The sequence below is a fragment of the Pseudoalteromonas sp. MMG022 genome, assembly GCF_021654245.1.
Lineage (GTDB): Bacteria > Pseudomonadota > Gammaproteobacteria > Enterobacterales > Alteromonadaceae > Pseudoalteromonas > Pseudoalteromonas amylolytica.
Map to the genome: position 1 here is coordinate 57,040 of NZ_JAKFZQ010000004.1, position 18,401 is coordinate 75,440.

The 18,401-nt window shown below is 46.1% G+C and carries 2 protein-coding genes; both read left to right on the forward strand.

Annotated features, from left to right (window positions below):
* The first annotated feature begins 36 nt into the window (after nt 1–36).
* Entirely contained in the window at nt 37–10,494 is a 10,458-nt protein-coding gene (locus L1070_RS04795) for a non-ribosomal peptide synthetase (RefSeq protein WP_237124687.1), read from the forward strand.
* A gap of 518 nt (nt 10,495–11,012) precedes the next feature.
* Complete coding sequence (locus tag L1070_RS04800) at nt 11,013–18,401, forward strand: non-ribosomal peptide synthetase (protein WP_237124688.1); 7,389 nt, start codon at nt 11,013–11,015, stop codon at nt 18,399–18,401.

The following is an 18,401-nucleotide window of genomic DNA, read 5'->3' on the forward strand; positions in this document are numbered from 1 at the left end:
CAAGACAAGAATAATAAAGAATTAGGAATTAGAAAAATGACATTAACAGTATTAAAACAAGCACAAGCACAAGGCGTATTACTTTACTTAGAAAACAACAAACTCAAAGCGCGTGCCGCAAAAGGCGCGATGACGGATGAGTTGAAAAAAAGCATCGTAGAGCATAAAGAAGGACTGGTTGCGCTGATGTCTCGATTCAACCTATTGAATCTTAATGACGAGATGATTGAGCAGCAGCAAACATACTGGTTGGAACAGCTTGCAGACTCTAGTGAACAAGCGTGGCAAGTACCGCTTAGCAAGCGCGCAGCCAATAGCAAAGGGGCGGAATATGCTCAGCATAGTGTAACGCTTGATGCTGGGTTACTGGCGCAATTAGATGCATTTGCAATCGCTAAGCAAACAGACCGTTTTGCGGTGTTACACAGTGCACTATGTGCCCAATTAAATCAGTACTCGGGCGTAAACGATTGCGTGGTAGCACAACACCTGCAAGGTGGTTTAGGTTACTGCGCTGATGATTTCGATAACCGTGTGGCGCTGCGCATGAAAATGACGGACGACGCATCATTTGAAGATTATTTAAGCTGTTACGAGCAACAGCGCATCGCCGCGTTGAACAACGCCAGTTTAACCACAGGGCTATTGGCAGAAGCACTACAAAAGGACGAACGCTCAAGTGTTGTGGGTCAGCCTCGCATATTTAGTGGTTACTATGAACAAGCGAGCATCGAACACAACTATGATGAGGGTTGTGATCTGAGCGTTTCGTTTATGGCAGATTCATCTTCTTTGGAGGTGGTACTTCATTACAACACACAGTGTGTATCAGACACGTTTGTTAAGCGTTTTGTGGCTAACTTCCAAGCACTTATCGCTTGTGTGTTAAATGCACAAACACAACCGCTGAATGATTTAGCGCTGCTATCTGACTTTGAGTATGACGAATTACAATACTTAGCACAGGGGGTAGAGGATACAAGGCACTCACAATATCACTGCGTGTTAGAGCGCTTTAATCGTTGGGTTGAATCTACACCATCGGCGATAGCCGTGACTGATCAGGCGCAATCGTTAAGCTATGCACAGCTAGATAGCAAAGCGAATCAAGTGGCTTATCACTTGCTGGATGCTGGTGTACAAGTGGGTGATGTCGTGGCGGTGAGCATGGCTCGCTCGGTTGACTTCATGGTAGCTATTCTAGGGGTATTAAAATCAGGTGCGGCTTACTTGCCGATTGACCCAAGTTATCCTGCCGATCGTGTGCAGCACATGCTCAATGACAGTCAAGCGCGCATGTTATTGAACCTCTCTGATAATGTAATGGGTGCAGAATTTTCTGGCACGATTATGAGCATTGATACGCTTACAGAAACTCAAGCGTGTGCATTACCGCAAAATCAGGCGGATGATTTAGCCTATGTGATCTACACCTCTGGCTCAACGGGGCTACCAAAAGGGGTTGCTTTGTCGCACCGTGGTGCGTTGAACCTATTTTTTAACCAATTAGATTGCTTCAAAATGAGCGAGCAAAGTCGGGTGTTGCAATTTGCTTCTATCAGTTTTGATGCCGCAACTTGGGAATGGATGATGGCGCTGTTGGCGGGTTCTAGCTTATATATCTGCCCAGAAAGTGCGCGTACCTCAACGCAGGAATTGGCTGACTACCTTGTTGATAACGGGGTTACCCATGCTACCTTGCCACCATCACTGCTAACGCACATGGACATTGAGCGTGATTACCAGTTTGATGCACTGATTGTGGCAGGTGAAGCGATTGAAACCGCGCTTGCCTGGCGCTGGGCTGAAAAATTCCCACTTTACAATGGTTACGGCCCATCTGAGAGCACCGTATGTGCCTCGGTTGATCGTATTGTTGCTAACGAAGTCGTGACCATAGGCAGTGCATTGGCAAACCTAAGCCTGTACGTGGTTGCGCCCAACACGCAGCAGCTTGTGCCTCGTGGCGCGGCAGGCGAGCTATTGATTGCTGGTGCATCGCTGGCAAAAGGTTATTTACACAACGAAAAGCTGACAGCGCGCAGTTTTATTGAAAGCGACTTAGGCATGGGCAAAGTGCAGCGCTTGTATCGCACCGGTGACTATGTACGTCTATTAGAAAACGGTAAGTTGGAGTTTTTAGGCCGGATTGATAACCAAATTCAATTTAACGGCTTTCGAATCGAGCTTGGTGAAATTGAGCAGGTGATCCAAGCGCAAGAAGGCGTGAAGTCAGCGCTAGTGATCCTTGACCCACATTCACAATTAAAGCGTTTAGTCGCTTACGTGATCAAAGAAGGTGAGACACTTGATAGTAGCGCGGTGCTAAGTGGTGCAAAAGATCAGCTCCCAGATTATATGGTGCCAGCAACTGTTGTGACGGTAGACAGCTATCCACTGACAGCTAACGGAAAAGTAGATGCTGCAAAGTTACCTGTTGCTGATTTAAGTGCTGGTAATGCTTACGTTGCACCAACAGACGAGCTACAAACCTTATTGTGTGAGCAATGGCAGCAGCTATTGATGGTTGAAAAAGTAGGCATTACCGATAGCTTCTTTGAGCTAGGCGGTGACTCAATTCTGTCTATTCAAGCGGTCGCCAGAGCAAACCAAAAAGGTATCAACATCACTACCAAAGGGTTACTAAAGCTACAAACGATAGAAAAGCTTACCGCTGACTTGGCAGAGCAAGCGCCGCAAGAAGTAAAAGCTACACAAGAGGCTTTAACAGGCAATGCGCCATTGCTGCCAATTCAACAAGCGTACTTAGATAACACTCAGGTTGATCATCATTACTTCAACCAAGCTGTATTGCTGTCTGTACCGAGCGGTCTGAATCACGCGATGCTGACTCGTATCGTCAATGCCATGGTCACTCGACACGATGCGATGCGTTTAGGCTTTAAACAAGATGAGCAAGGGCAGTGGCATGCTCAGTATCAAACATTCACAGAGCAACAAATTGATGCTTGTTGTATGGCGCTGGATTTACCAGAAGATGTTGAACAACATGCAAAATTTATTGAACAAGTAGGTGAACAATACCAAAGTAACTTTGCTTTGATGGGCGACCCGTTGGTTCGTGCGGTATTGTTGCACTCAAAAGACACACAATACGTGTTATTTGTTGCGCACCACCTGATCATTGATGGTATGTCTTGGCGTGTACTGCTACAAGACTTAATGCAAGCTTATGGCCAATTGAGTCAAGGCCATGACATTACTTTGGGTGCGAAAACTTCAAGCTACCAACAGTGGACTGAGGCACTGGCGAACTATCAAGACGCAGCACAAGACATCTGGGCACTGTCACAGCCAACTGATAGCATTGAGAGCGATTTTGAACAGCTAGGTGACAATACGCAGGCCTCAACACAAATGTGGCACTTTGAGCTGAATGAAAAAGACACGCAAGCGTTACTAAAAGAGTGTCCTAGCAGCTATAACACCACCATCAATGAATTACTATTGTCGGCATTGGCACAGGCGCTACATCAGTGGCAAGCGGTCGATAATGTTTCAGTGATGTTAGAAAGTCATGGTCGCGAACCGTTATTTGATGACATTGATACCAGCCAAACGGTAGGTTGGTTTACCAGCATCTATCCGCTGGTACTAAACTGTGCCGACGTAGAAATAGGCGCAACTATCAAAGACATTAAAGAGCGTTATCGTGCAGTACCAAACAATGGCATAGGTTTTGGCTATTGGGCACAGCGCAACCCTGAGTTAGCGAGCCAGTATAACCCTCAGATCCTGTTCAACTACCTAGGTCAGTTCGATCAAGCGGTGGATAATGACAGCGGCTTTGCATTTGCCGAGGGCAACCTTGGCAAAGCCGTCAGTGACAAACATCAGCGAGAATATCTATTGGGTATTAACTCGCTTGTCAGTGAAGGTCGCTTGTCTGTGGCTCTGGATTACAGTGAAAATCGCTTCAAAGCTGACAACATTCAGTCGCTAGGTAACTTGTTAGAGCAAGCATTAATAGAATTGGTGGCACATTGTAAGGTTGTTAAACAACAATATACGCCATCAGATTTCCCATTGGCATCCATGACGCAAAAAGAGCTGGATGTACTACAACAGCAGCATGATATTGCAAAGTTGTATCCTGCAACCTCAATGCAAAAAGGCATGATGTTCCAAAGCTTGGTAAAAAATGATGCTTATCTAACGCAGAGTGACTTTGTGTTTACAGGTGAGATAAATCTTGCCTACTTCCAACAGGCTTGGCAGTCAGTGATTGACCGTTTTGACGTGTTCAGAACTGTTTTTGTCGGCTCTGGCGAATCATTGCATCAGTTGGTGGTGAAACAGGCGACATTACCGTGGCATGTTGAGGACCTACGTGCGCTAAATGAGCAGCAGCAATTACAGCGCTTTGATGAATATAGAAGACAAGACCGTCAGCAAGGGGTCGATTTAGCCAACAGCGCGCCTATGATGCGAGTTGTGATATTCCAGTTAGCGGATGACAAGTATCGTTTACTTTGGACTCACCACCACATTTTATTGGATGGCTGGAGCTTGCCGATTGTTTACGGCGCTGTGGTTGAAAGCTATGAGTGCCTGATGGAAGGCAAAGCATTAGTGACTACACCAAGTGGTGATTATGAGTCATACATCGCTTGGTTAGGTGAGCGTTCACAAAGCGATGCGCAGCAATATTGGCGTAGTCAGTTGGGGCATATTGATAACCCAACCCCACTGAACATTGATAAATTACCAACCGATGGAGAAACCGGCCATCATGTGCAACGTCAGTTATTGTCAAAAGAACAAACGGAACGTTTAAAAGACTTTGCAGCCAGTGCACAAGTGACTGTTAACACTTTACTACAGTTTGCTTGGGGTTACTTGTTACATCGCTACAGCAATGAAGATCAAGTTGTGTTTGGCTCTATCGTATCGGGTCGCCCTGGAGAATTACTGGATGTAGAACAAATGGTTGGCTTGTTTATCAATAACATTCCAGTGGTGCTAAACCTTGATAATAAGCAGTCAATCAAAGCGCAATTGCAAGCAATGCACGCCAACTTCCAAGAGGCAAATGAACATTGTTACGTGCCACTGAATGAAATTCAGTCTTACAGCGAAGTAGAAGGTGGCTATCAACTATTTGACAGTATCTTCTCATTCGAAAACTACCCGTTGGATGCAGCGGTTAGCGCTGAGAAAGAAGCAAGTATTGCTGTTGAGTCGGTGGATGCTTTCGAGGAAAACGAATACAAGCTTACCATCAACGCTGGTCTGAGCGAGACCTTGATTGTGCGTTGTAGTTACTATAAAGAGCAGTTTGCTCAAAGCACGGTAGAGCGTGTACTTGAACATTACATTCAAATCCTATTGCAGTTGCCACAGTGTGAGCAGTTAACTCAGGTTGAATTGTTAACAGAGCAAGAGCAAACACAGTTATTAAGCATGGGTGAGCAGCACAGCAGCTACGAAGTAACACGTTGTATTCACGAGCAATTTGAGGCTCAGGTGGCGCAATACCCTGACGCAGTGGCGGTAGTGTGTGATGACCAACAATTGACATACAGCCAGTTGAATGAGCGTGCTAACCAGATTGCGCATTACTTGATGACACAAGGCGTTGAAGCGGATGAACTAGTGGGCTTATACGCAGAGCGCTCGCTAGAAATGATTGTGGGCATCTTGGCAATTCTTAAATCAGGCGCGGCTTATGTGCCACTTGACCCAGATTATCCAGATTCGCGTATTGAATACATGCTTGAAGACAGTGACATTCGCATTGTGCTGACTCAATCGCATTTGCAAGAAACTATTCCGACGGATCAGCAGTTGCTGGTATTGGTGGATGAACCTGAGCGCTATGAAGGCTTCCGCAAGGACAACATCAGCGCCGAAGAGGCGAATGTGTCGGTTGGAGATCTGGCCTATGTGATTTATACCTCGGGTTCAACGGGGAAACCCAAAGGGGTACTGGTTGAGCACCGTAACGTATTACGTTTATTTAGCTCATCAGATGAACATTTTGACTTTAAACAAACGGATGTATGGAGTTTATTCCACTCAATTTCATTCGACTTCTCGGTGTGGGAGATTTGGGGCGCATTATTTTATGGCGCGAAGTTGGTCGTTGTACCAAAAGAGGTTGCTAAAGAAACGGAGCGTTTCAGTGCGTTAGTCAACGAGCAACAGGTGACTGTATTAAGCCAAACCCCCGCGGCTTTTGAGCTGTTTAGTCAGCAGGATCAACTAGAATCACATGATTCGTTACGTTATGTGGTATTCGGCGGTGCGGCATTAAACTTTGCCAGCTTAAAGCCTTGGATAGCACGTCATGGTGACGACGCACCTCAGCTTATCAACATGTACGGTATTACCGAGACAACTGTTCACGTGACTTACAAGCGTGTAACCAAAGAGCATGTGATGAGTGAACAAGGCAGCATGATTGGCTTCCCGTTACTGGACTTATCGTCATACGTACTTGACCAAGATCAGCAGTTTGTGGCCATTGGTGTACCGGGAGAACTATATGTGGGCGGTGATGGTGTTACACGTGGTTATTTGAATCGCGATGACTTAACTGAACGTGCCTTCATCGACAATCCATTTAAGCCTAGTGAGCGTTTATATCGCACTGGGGATTTAGTTAAACGCATTGATACGGGCGAGCTGGTTTATCTAGGACGTATTGACGATCAGGTGAAGATCCGTGGCTTTAGGATTGAGCTGGGTGAGATTGAGCATCAAATCCGCGACCACCACAGCGTGAATGAAGTATTGGTGCTAACGCAGGGTGAATCGCATGATAAACGCCTAGTGGCTTATTTAGTGTTAACAGAGGGTCAAGATGAGCTGCAAGCGGTTGCTGAGCTAAAAGCAAGCATCTCGCAAAACTTAGCGCCGCATATGGTGCCAGCAGCGTTCGTGGTGATTGATAAGATCCCACTGACTATCAATGGCAAAGTGAATAGAAAAGCACTGCCAGAGGCCGATTTCTCAGCATCAGTTGAAGATTATCAAGCGCCGGAAACAGCGGTGGAAGCGGCATTAGCTGATATTTGGCAACAGGTACTAAAAGTAGCACGGGTGGGAATTAGCGATAACTTCTTTGCGCTCGGCGGTGACTCAATCCGTGCGATTAGTCTGGTTGCTAAGATGAAAGAGTCGGGTTACTCGGTCTCAATTGGCGCGCTATTTGAGAACCCAACCATCAAGCAATTGGCGTCCGTGGTTGCGCTTGAAGAGGTAACATCGCTGCCAGAAGTGCCTGCATTCTCAATGTTAGAGGAGCAGGAATATGCCAAGTTACGTGAGCAAGCTGACTTTGAGCGTATTGAAGATGCTTATCCGATGACTCAGTTACAACAAGGTATGGTATTTCATAACCTGTTAGCGGGCGGTCAGGGTATTTACCATGATGTTATGAGCTTTAAGATTAAGTCGGCATTTGATGCTCAAACATTTGCGCAGGCAGTGACTTCATTAGCACAGCGCCATCAAATTCTACGTACATTGTTTGTGATGGACTCTCATGCGCCGACCCAGTTGGTGTACAAACAACTCGACGTAGAGCCGGTGGTTATGTCGCTGATGGCGTTGACTGAGCAGCAGCAAAATGCGCATTTAACACAATGGATCGAAGAAGAGAAAAACTCGCCGTTCGATTTTACTAAGCCATTGTGGCGTATCTATATTCACCAGTTAGATGCCGAGTGCTTCCAGTATACGATTAGCTTCCATCACGCATTATTTGATGGTTGGAGTATCGCGACACTGAATACTCAGTTGTTCAATGAGTACATTGCGCGCAGAGAGGGCACTTATCAAGCGAGCGAAGAGGTCGTGCTGCCTTACAAATATTTGGTACACCAAGAACAAGCTGCCATGCAATCACAAGAGGTGAGAGATTATTGGCGCAGCAAACTCGAAGATGCGCAGTTGCCTTGGTGGGCAGGTAAAACATTGACGGGTAAATCGCGTCAGGTGCTAGATGTGAGCCCTGAGTCGAGCCAAAAAATTCGTGACTTAGCAAAACAACTGGGTGTGCAGGAGAGAAGTATTCTACTGACCACACATGTGGTATTGCTGGCACTAGTCAATGGTAATAAAGACGTGGTGACGTCGGTTGTCGCTAACTGTCGACCAGAATATGAAGGTGCGGACAAAACCCTGGGCTTGTTCTTAAATTCACTGCCATTTGTAACAAGCCTAGAAGATCACAGTTGGCAGGCTCTGATCAAACAAGTGGATGCGCAAGTGTCGCAAGATGCGTCAAAACGTACTTTGCCGCTGAGCGTGATGCAAAAAGATGCTGGTTTGGATTTCTCATCATCACTATTTAACTATGTAGATTTCCATGTGTATGAAAATCTAGCGGATGATATTGAGGTTATGGGCGCACAGGGGTCACTTGAGCAAAACTATTTGATAAGCGTGACTTACTCAAAAGTAAAACAGATTGCCCAAGATACCTTTAATCTAACGCTGGATATCGATCAGGATACCTTTGGTGAAGCCATGGCTGAACGTATGTTGCAATACAGTCAGCGCATCATTGACAGCATTGTGCAAACGCCAAGTAACGCGATTTCATTTGCAGCACTGATGAGCCAAGATGAGATGGCACAGCAGTTGGCCCACTGGAATGACACCGCACGTCAGGACGATCAAAACGCCACTGTGCACCAAGGTATCTTCGCACAGGCTAGCAAAACACCAGATGCGATTGCGGTGCAAGCGGGTGAGGAAAAATTGAGCTATCAACAATTGGTAGACAAAGCGACCCGCATGAGCGCGTACTTTGAGTCGCAAGGTTTAACTAAAGGCGACCGCATTGGTTTATATATGCCACGTTGTCCACAGTTAATGGTTACCTTGTTAGCTGCTATGAACTCAGGACTGGTATATGTACCAATTGATTTGAAAAATACACAGCAACGGGTAGAGAAAATCGTCGCCAGTTCCGAGTTAAAACTGATGGTATCGGTTAGCGATTTTACTGAACAAACGGCAACTTGCGGTGTAGATGTGATGCTCGTTGATGACGCACTCAGTGCTGATTGGTTGGCGCATGTTGTGCCAATGGAGCAATTAGCGGGTACCGCAAGCGCTCAAGACAGCGTGTATGTGATTTATACCTCAGGTTCAACGGGTGAGCCAAAAGGGGTTGAGATCCACCACCAAGGCCTGATGGATTACTGCCAAACCGGTCTAGATTTGTACTACAACAGCGACTTGACGGGGTCATTGGTGGTCACTTCACACGCCTTTGACCTCACTGTGCCGAGTTTGTATCTGCCATTGTTGGCAGGTGGCACCGTCCATCTTAGTGCAATGGATGAGGAGATCTCTGGGTTGCACCGTGCCTTGACCTGTGGTGATGAGCAACAGTACTTAATGCGAATGACACCAATGCACGTCAATGCCATGTTGGCGCTGATGGAGCCATCTTTTGTCAGCAAAGCGCGCCATGTGTTTGTCATTGGTGGAGAAAGTTTTGCACCAAGTGATGCGAGAAAACTACAAAGTTTCTTCCCACAAAGTGAGATTTACAATCACTACGGTCCGTCGGAAAGCGTGGTGGGCTGCACCATCGCCAATGTGAGTGAATTACTCAATGATGATATTGAGGTACTGCCAATTGGTCGTGCAATGCCAAATACCCGCCTATATGTATTGTCGCCAGAGCAAGAGGTGGTGCCGGTTGGTTGCGTGGGTGAGCTGTATATCGCAGGCAATGGTGTCGCGAAGGGATATCTGAACCGTCCAGACCTAACAGCCGAGCGCTTTGTTGAGAAGAGTTTTGCAAATGGTGTGACGGAGCGATTGTACAGAACGGGTGACTTAGTGCGCTACGATGAATTGGGACAACTGTACTATATGGGCCGAACTGACCAGCAGATTAAAGTACGCGGCTATCGTGTTGAGCCAGCTGAAATTGAGCAAGTGCTGATGAAGCAGTCAGAAATAAACAGCGCGTTGGTCATGATGTTAAAAGATGGCAAAGGTGAAGCGCAGCTGGTGGCTTATGTAACCACTTACCGCGAGGCCATGGTACATAATGACTGGTTAGTGGAGCTTAAGGCGCGTTTAGGACAGTCATTGCCAAACTACATGGTACCGAGTGCGATTGTTCACTTAGATAACATGCCATTAAGTATTAACGGTAAGGTAGATAGAAAAGCATTACCTAAACCCGATGTTATGGGCGTGCAAAACTATGTTGAGCCGGCTTCTGAAACAGAGCATGCGGTTGCATCAATATTTGCTGATATCTTGAACGTAGAGCAGGTCGGTCGTCACGATGACTTCTTTGCACTCGGTGGACACTCACTTAATGCAACACGCTTTGTGGGTATGGTGCGAGAAGTATTCGCTATAGAGTTACCATTAGTGGAAGTATTTAATCACCCTGATGTGATGCACCTAGCGCAAATCATCGATGAAATTGTAACACTGAGTCACAACGTGGTTGGCCTTGACGAACAGTCAGAGCTAGTTGAAATGCAGTGGTAACGAGAGGTTCACGAACTAAATCTAAATAATCAAACTGAGTTAATGTCATAACCGGCAGGGAAGCCGGTATTCAATCCAAAGGAACAGGGTGTCATGTTACGTGCTTGTGCTTGACGACTTGTTCCTTTTATCTGGTAAATCCAGCCACCTTCTCAAGGTGATCAACACCTTTTTTGCAAGCCTCTATAAATTCGCTTCTAATTTTTATTTAAATTTATTAATCAGTTAGTTAACTGTGATTTAGGCTGCGCTTTTGAGCCTTTTAAATAACTGTTTTTTGGTCAAACCAAGCGGGTCTAAAACCACATACCTAGTAGATATGGCAGGTGACAGTTTTCCTAAATATGGAGACACTACATGAACTTATATTCCGTACTAGGTAAAGCGTATGTCGCTGTTACCAAAGGAGCATAAGCAACAGCAGAGCAAGGTAGATTGCACACTAAAAGGTTGTATCAATCGATTCATCATAACAATAACAGCGCAACAGGAAATAGTAGGGTATTCAGGGTGATAAAATGCAAGTTGTACATCTAGTTAAAGAGCTCAATCAACATGGTATTTTTCCATATGTTGAGCATGGAAAACTAAAGACAAAATCAAAAAGTACGCAAATATCTCAAGATTTAATCGCCAAGATCAAGCATCACAAGGATGACTTGATCTCTTTTCTATCTGATACTCGACATGCCAATGCGACAGCTAGTACGAATACCATCGTCAAGTTGGAGCCAGGTCAAGAAACGCGTCTGTCTTACTCTCAACAGCGATTATGGTTTATCGATCAATTAGAGCAAACCAGCAGTCAATATAATATGACGCGCGCGATTTACCTGCGCGGTACACTTAATCGTCAAGCTTTGCAGGACGCTTTAAATGAGGTGGTTTCGCGTCACGAGGTGCTGCGCACGGTCTATTTTGATGATGGCGGTGAACCACGTCAACGAGTAACGCCAGTTCAGCCCTTGAGCATCATCAATGTAGATTTAAGTGCATTGGATGATGCAGCACAAGCAAGTCAGTTACAGCAAGTGATGGAACATGAGTTCTCAAAGCCGTTTGATTTATCATCCGATGTAATGCTGCGATTGACGTTAGTACAGTTGGCCAATGACTACTGTGCACTGTTATTTAACGTGCACCACATAGCATCAGATGGTTGGTCTATGGGCATTCTAACACGTGAGTTTGTAGAGCTTTATCATGCGTATGTGAACGATCAACCCTCTCCATTATTGCCGTTACCAGTGCAATACAGCGATTATACCCATTGGCAGCGTTCGCAAGTTCAGCAGCAACGTTTGCAAACCCAATTAGATTATTGGCTGCAGCAGCTTAGCGATATACCAACCACACACGGTTTGCCGTTGGATAAGCCGCGCCCTGCTCAACAAGAGTTTGCAGGGCAAGGTTATACACAGTTCATTGACCAGCCTTTGTATCAAAAGTTATTAAAGGTGTGTCAGCAGTTCGATGTCACTTTGTTTATGCTGTTACAAAGTAGCTTTGCATTGCTACTTGGCCGCTGGAGCTCTGATTCTAAAGTGGTGATGGGGTGCCCGATTGCAGGGCGCACACAGCGGGAAATTGAACCGTTAATTGGTTTTTTCGTCAACACCTTAGTGTTTAAAACAGACCTTGATGAGAATGTGACATTTGCCCAGCTATTGGCGCAAAGTAAAAATACTGCGCTAGAGGCGTTTACTCACCAAGAGACGCCTTTTGATATGTTGGTCGAGCAGCTGCAGCCTAAACGTAGCATGAGTCACTCCCCAATCTTTCAGGTGATGTTTGCATTGCAAAACAATGACTATGGAGAACTGACGTTACCGGGCATTGAGGTCAGCGGCATTGCAGGTGAGGTTAAGCACACTCGCTTTGATTTGGAGTTGTTCGCTGGGGAGTTAGGTGAGCAGTTTGTGATGCAATGGAACTTCGCCACCAGCATCTTCGAGTTAAAAACCATTCAAGCATTGGCACAAAGTTTTACGGTGCTGTTAGAAGGCATCGTTGCAGCGCCACACACACCTATCTTTGAACTGCCTATTACTTCATCAGCAGATAAAACCACGTTGCAGCAGTGGCGAGCACACAACCAAGTGCCGTACAGCGAATTTACCCAAGGTGTACATCATTTAATTGCTCAGCATGTTCAGCAAAGTGCTGATGACATTGCACTTACTGATGAAGTCATTGAACTTAGCTATGCTCAGTTAGACAGCTACGCAAATCAATTTGCCCACGCGTTGCTAGCACAAGGGTTGCAACCGGGTGACTATGTGGGGATCTCACAAAAGCGCTCGGCAGCGATGATAATCAGCGTACTGGCGGTGCTCAAAGCGGGTGGTGCCTACGTGGCTCTGGATCCGAACTATCCTCAAGAACGTTTAAATTACATCAGTAAAGACAGTGGCATCAAATTACTCATTTGCGACGATTTGCCACGTTGGCAAGCGTTATCAACACAAGTCACTGTATTGGATGTGAATAATGAAGACTATCAAGGCTATCCGTACACCCAGCCAGATGTTGATATTAATGGTCAAAGCGCCGCGTATGTGATTTATACCTCAGGTTCGACAGGGCAGCCCAAAGGCACCGTACTGTCGCATCAAGTGCTTGAAAACTTGATGCGTTCACAGTTTGCTCGTTACGAAAACGTCGCACAAAAACTGCCAACCCTACAATACTCCACGCTGAATTTTGACATGGCGATTTACGAGATCATGACCGCACTTTGTAGCGGCAGCAAACTGGTGATTGTTGATGAACCAACGCGCCAGTCGTTACCGGAGCTGCTAGAGGTGATTGTGCGCCAGCAGATAGGTTGCCTATATTTACCAACCGCGATGTTGGTCAGCTTTTGTGAATATGTGACGGATCAGGCACTTCATCTTCCATCTTTGAAGGTACTGCAAGTGGCGGGTGAAGCACTCAAAATTTATCCTCAAATCAGAGCTTTCTTTGGTCAACACCGCCACTGTCAGCTACTCAATCTATATGGCCCATCGGAAACACATGTGGTGACGGATTATCAACTCAAAGGTGACGCTAAGGCTTGGCCGTTGTATCCATCAATCGGTAAGCCGATCCACAATGCCAACGCTTACATCATGGATAGTAATTTGTCTGAAGTACCGATTGGCTGTATTGGTGAATTGTATATCAGCGGTCCATGTTTAGCCGACAAATATATCAATCGTGACGAGCTGACCACTGAGCGGTTCATTGCTCATCCTGAAGATTCACAGCAAAGGATGTATCGCACGGGGGATTTGGTACGGTATGTAGATAATGGCAATATCGCGTACTTAGGTCGTGCCGACGAGCAGGTCAAAATCAGGGGATTTCGTGTCGAGCCTCAGGAAATTGAACAGCAATTATTACAAACTAATTTGTTAAAAGCGGCGGTGGTGACAACCGTTGAATTGGCAAACGAGTTACATATAGTGGCGTATGTCACCGTGTTGGATGCGACTACCGATGCGGCTATGATCAAAGCTAAGCTTAAGGCCTGCTTGCCAGAGTATTTAGTGCCGTCTCACATTCAGGTGATGGATAAGTTTGCACTCACTGCTAATGGCAAAGTGGATAAGCGAGCATTGCCTGCGCCGAGTTTAGGTGATGTTATTGCACTTGAGTATGTGGCTGCGAATACGCCTAGCGAGCAACTTATCCAACGCTTATGGTGTGAACTACTTGACTTAAGTGAACAGCAAGTCAGTTGCGCAGTGAGCTTTTTCGATCTCGGTGGACATTCCTTGTTGGCCATGCGTTTGAGTAACGCAATCCGCAGGGAGCTGGATGTTGAAGTGCCAGTACGTGTGTTGTTTGTCCATGAAACTATTAAGGCCATCGCCAAGTATATTGATGAACTGGATACACATAGCAGCCTAACCATGATTAAGCCAGTAGATCGTGATCAATCCTTGCCACTGTCATTTTCACAGCAGCGTCTTTGGTTTGTCGATCAGCTGAACGGCAGCAGTACGCAATACAATTTGCCGCTTGCCTTGGAGCTAAAAGGTGAGTTGGATATCACCGCTCTACAGCAGAGCTTTACTGCATTGGTTGCCCGCCATGAAGTGCTCAGAACGACCTTTGAGATGCACGATGGAGAAGCTGTTCAGTGCATTAATGAGCCACAAGCGGTGGCGATTGCGCAGCATGATTTATCGAGCACTCCAGAGTCAGAACAGCATGATGCGGTATTTGCTGTGTTGCACAAGCAAATCGCATTAGATTTTGATTTAGCCCAGTCTTTGATGATCCGTGTTGATTTGATCCAGCTGAGCGAACAGCACCATGTATTGTTAGTGGTGATGCATCACATTGCATCCGATGGTTGGTCATTGGGGTTAGTTGCAGATGAAATTTCCACTTTCTACCAACAATGGCGACAACAAGGTCACTGTGCAGTGACACCGCTTGCTTTGCAATATGCAGATTATGCCGCTTGGCAGCGCCAGCACATGTCCGAAGGCGTCATTGCTGCGCAGCTGGATTACTGGCAAGAACAGTTGGCCGATATTCCACAAGTACACAGCTTACCCCTTGATAAGCCAAGGCCCGTTAAGCCTAGCTATTGCGGTGACAGTGTGAGTATTGAATACGACCTAGAGCTTAGTTCTGCAATCGGTGAGTTAGCACAGCAACACAACGTGACGTTATTCATGCTGTTACAAAGCGTGTATGCTCTGGTGGTCAGTCGTTGGAGCAACGAGGCAGATATTGTAATTGGTAGCCCGATTGCCGGACGCCATCATCATGAAGTGGAAGACTTGCTGGGATTCTTTGTTAACACTTTGATGTTTAAGCATAAAATTGATGGTCAGAGCCGTTTTAGTGACGTGCTACAACAAGCCCGTTCGACCACATTAAATGCTTTTGCACATCAAGATGTACCATTTGAAATGTTGGTTGAACAATTACAACCAGAGCGGAGTATCAGCCATGCGCCGCTATGCCAATTAATGTTTTTGATGCAAAACAATCGTCAAGTAAATTGGCAGCTTGAAGGTTTAACGGCACGGCCCATCGCAGGTCAAGCACAGACCATTAAGCACGATTTGAGCTTATCGGTGATGGAAACCGATCACGGGCTGAGATTGAACTGGAGTTACGCAACGGACTTATTTAACCGCCAGAGCGTTGAGCGCTTGGCGCAAAGCTTTACAGCATTATTAACAGATGTCCTTGTAGCGCCACACAAGCCTGTAAATCAATTGAATATTTTGGGTCAGCAGGCACAGCAACAACTCGTCGAGTGGAACAATACGACGCAAGACTATGCCCTAGATATGACACTCAACAGCATGGTTGCTCGCACAGCAAAACGGGTACCCAATGCCATCGCCCTGCAACAAGGTGCATTGCAACTAAGCTATCAGCAACTCGATCAGATAACAGATCGCATTGCATGTTATCTCCAGCATCAAGGTATTGGCCGAGGGGATCATGTTGGGGTTTATACGCCAAGGCATCCATTTTTTATCGTTGGTTTACTTGGGGCGCTTAAAGCCGGAGCGGCTTATGTGCCCATAGAGATCAGCAGCACAGCTGAACGAATTGCGACTATCTATGATGATGCGCAGCTGAAATGTATTTTGACCATGGACGCTTTAAGTGGGAATTGTCCGCAAGCACACAACCTTTTGCTGTTGCTGGATGACTGTATGCACGAAACTTGGCTTGCAACCTTCACGGACTATCAAAGTGTCTCGAGTGAGAGCAAAGACATAGCCTATGTTTGCTACACCTCAGGGTCAACCGGCAAGCCAAAAGGGGTAGAAGTCAGTCATCGAGGTGTGGTGGATTACTGCCAAAATGCGATGCACAGCTATTACAGTGAAGCGGCCAATCTCAGTGGTGCGATGGTGATCACATCATTGGCGTTCGATATCACGGTACCTGCATTGTATTTACCGCTACTCAATGGTCATTGTGTTGATTTTTGTCCCGAGCAGGATGCTTTGGAGGAATTTGCCAAAATGATGGTGCAGCGTCAGTCAAATGCCTTGATCCGCATGACACCAATGCATGGCGAAGCGCTACTGAGCTTATTACCAGATGATTTTGTTTGTACGGCATCACATTGCTTTGTTATCGGGGGAGAAGCCTTCCCAATCTCATTGGCACGGCGTTTGGCACGCGTTTTTCCAAGTGCGAAAATCTACAACCATTATGGCCCCACTGAAACCGTGGTGGGATGTGCCATGTATGATGTTTCTGCCAATTTAGCGAAATTAAACAATGCCTTACCCATTGGTAAAGCAATGAGTAATACCGAGCTGTATGTACTTGATAGCAACCAAGCGATGACCCCAGCAGGCGTTGTGGGTGAGTTGTATATTGGCGGTGAAGGGGTTGCTAAAGGCTACCTCAATAATCCAGCGCTGACCGCTGAAAAGTTTGTAGAGCTGAATATCCCAGGTGCGAAATATAATCGTTTTTATCGTACGGGTGATCTCGTTAAATATGATCAACAAGGCAACCTTTGGTTTGTTGGCCGTGCCGATAATCAAATTAAGTTGCGAGGTTATCGTATCGAGTTGGGTGAAATCGAAAAGCACATTGCGCGCATACCTGGCGTGGCCAAAGCGGTCGTGGTGGCGCATGCTGAGGAGATGGATAAACAGCTTATTGCCTTTATCAAACCTACCGATGCTGAGCTTGATGAAGTCTTAGTTGCTCGTATTCGAGAACAGCTAAGTGCAACGCTACCAAGCTATATGATACCGGAGCACTTCATCAATTTAACTGAGGTGCCGTTGTCAGCAAATGGCAAGATCAATCAAAAAGCGTTGTTGGCACAAGTACAGCTTGCGCCACGAGAAGTCATTGCTCCACATACTGAAGTACAGCAGCAACTACAGACCTTGTGGGCAAAAGTGCTCAACAAGTCGCCAAGCATACTCAGCATAGATGCTAATTTCTTCAGTAGCGGCGGCCATTCTTTGCTTGTGATTAAGTTATTTAGCGAAGTGCGTAAGCTATTCGGTAATGTACTGAGTGTTCATCAACTCTATCAGTACCCAACGATTGCCAAGCAAGCAGATTACCTCACCCGAGCAAAACAGCTTTATACCAATGAGCAACTGGTCAAACTCAAAGAGGGTGCACAAGGAAAAATATTTATCGTTCACCCAATTGGTGGAGATGTGGCTTGTTATGGACAATTTGTACAGCACTTAGCATTAGATTTTGACATCTACGCAGTGCAGCATCCGGGCTATGTGGGTCAGATTGACGACCAATTTGAGTCATTACAGGCACTCGCACAGAGCTATCTAGCACAAATCAAGCAAGTACAAGATACAGGCCCTTATTACTTGTTGGGCTGGTCATTTGGCGGACTTGTTGCACTGACGATGGCACAGCAGCTTGAATCACAGGCAGAGCAGGTCAGTTATGTCGGCTTGATTGATTCGGTGGTGAAGCATAACGAAGCACGGTGGCAGGATTTCTTGCACGCCTATCAAAGCGCAGGGTATAGCGAACATACGCCCAGTCAATATTTACAATATTTGCAAGCACAGCCCGCGCTATGTGATCGATTTGATAAAGCATATCAGGTGCAGTGGCTTGCTAAACAGTTCTCAACGGATAGCGAGTGCTCTGTTGAGCGCGTGCGTGAAGTGGTGCTGCGTAACTTGGCTTCATCGCAATGTGAGTTAGCAAGTCAAGCGGTGACACAGCTGCATTACTACGGCGCTACACAAACCAAAGCGACATTCCCAGATAATAACGCGGTATTTACGGCGCTCAGTGAGCAAAATATACGTGACTACAGCGTTGATGGTGATCATTTCAGCATCATGCAAACGCCCCAATTAACACCACTTGTGGCACAAATCGCTACTGATGTAGCGCAAATAAATAACAAGCCAGTTAAGAAGGCACAATAA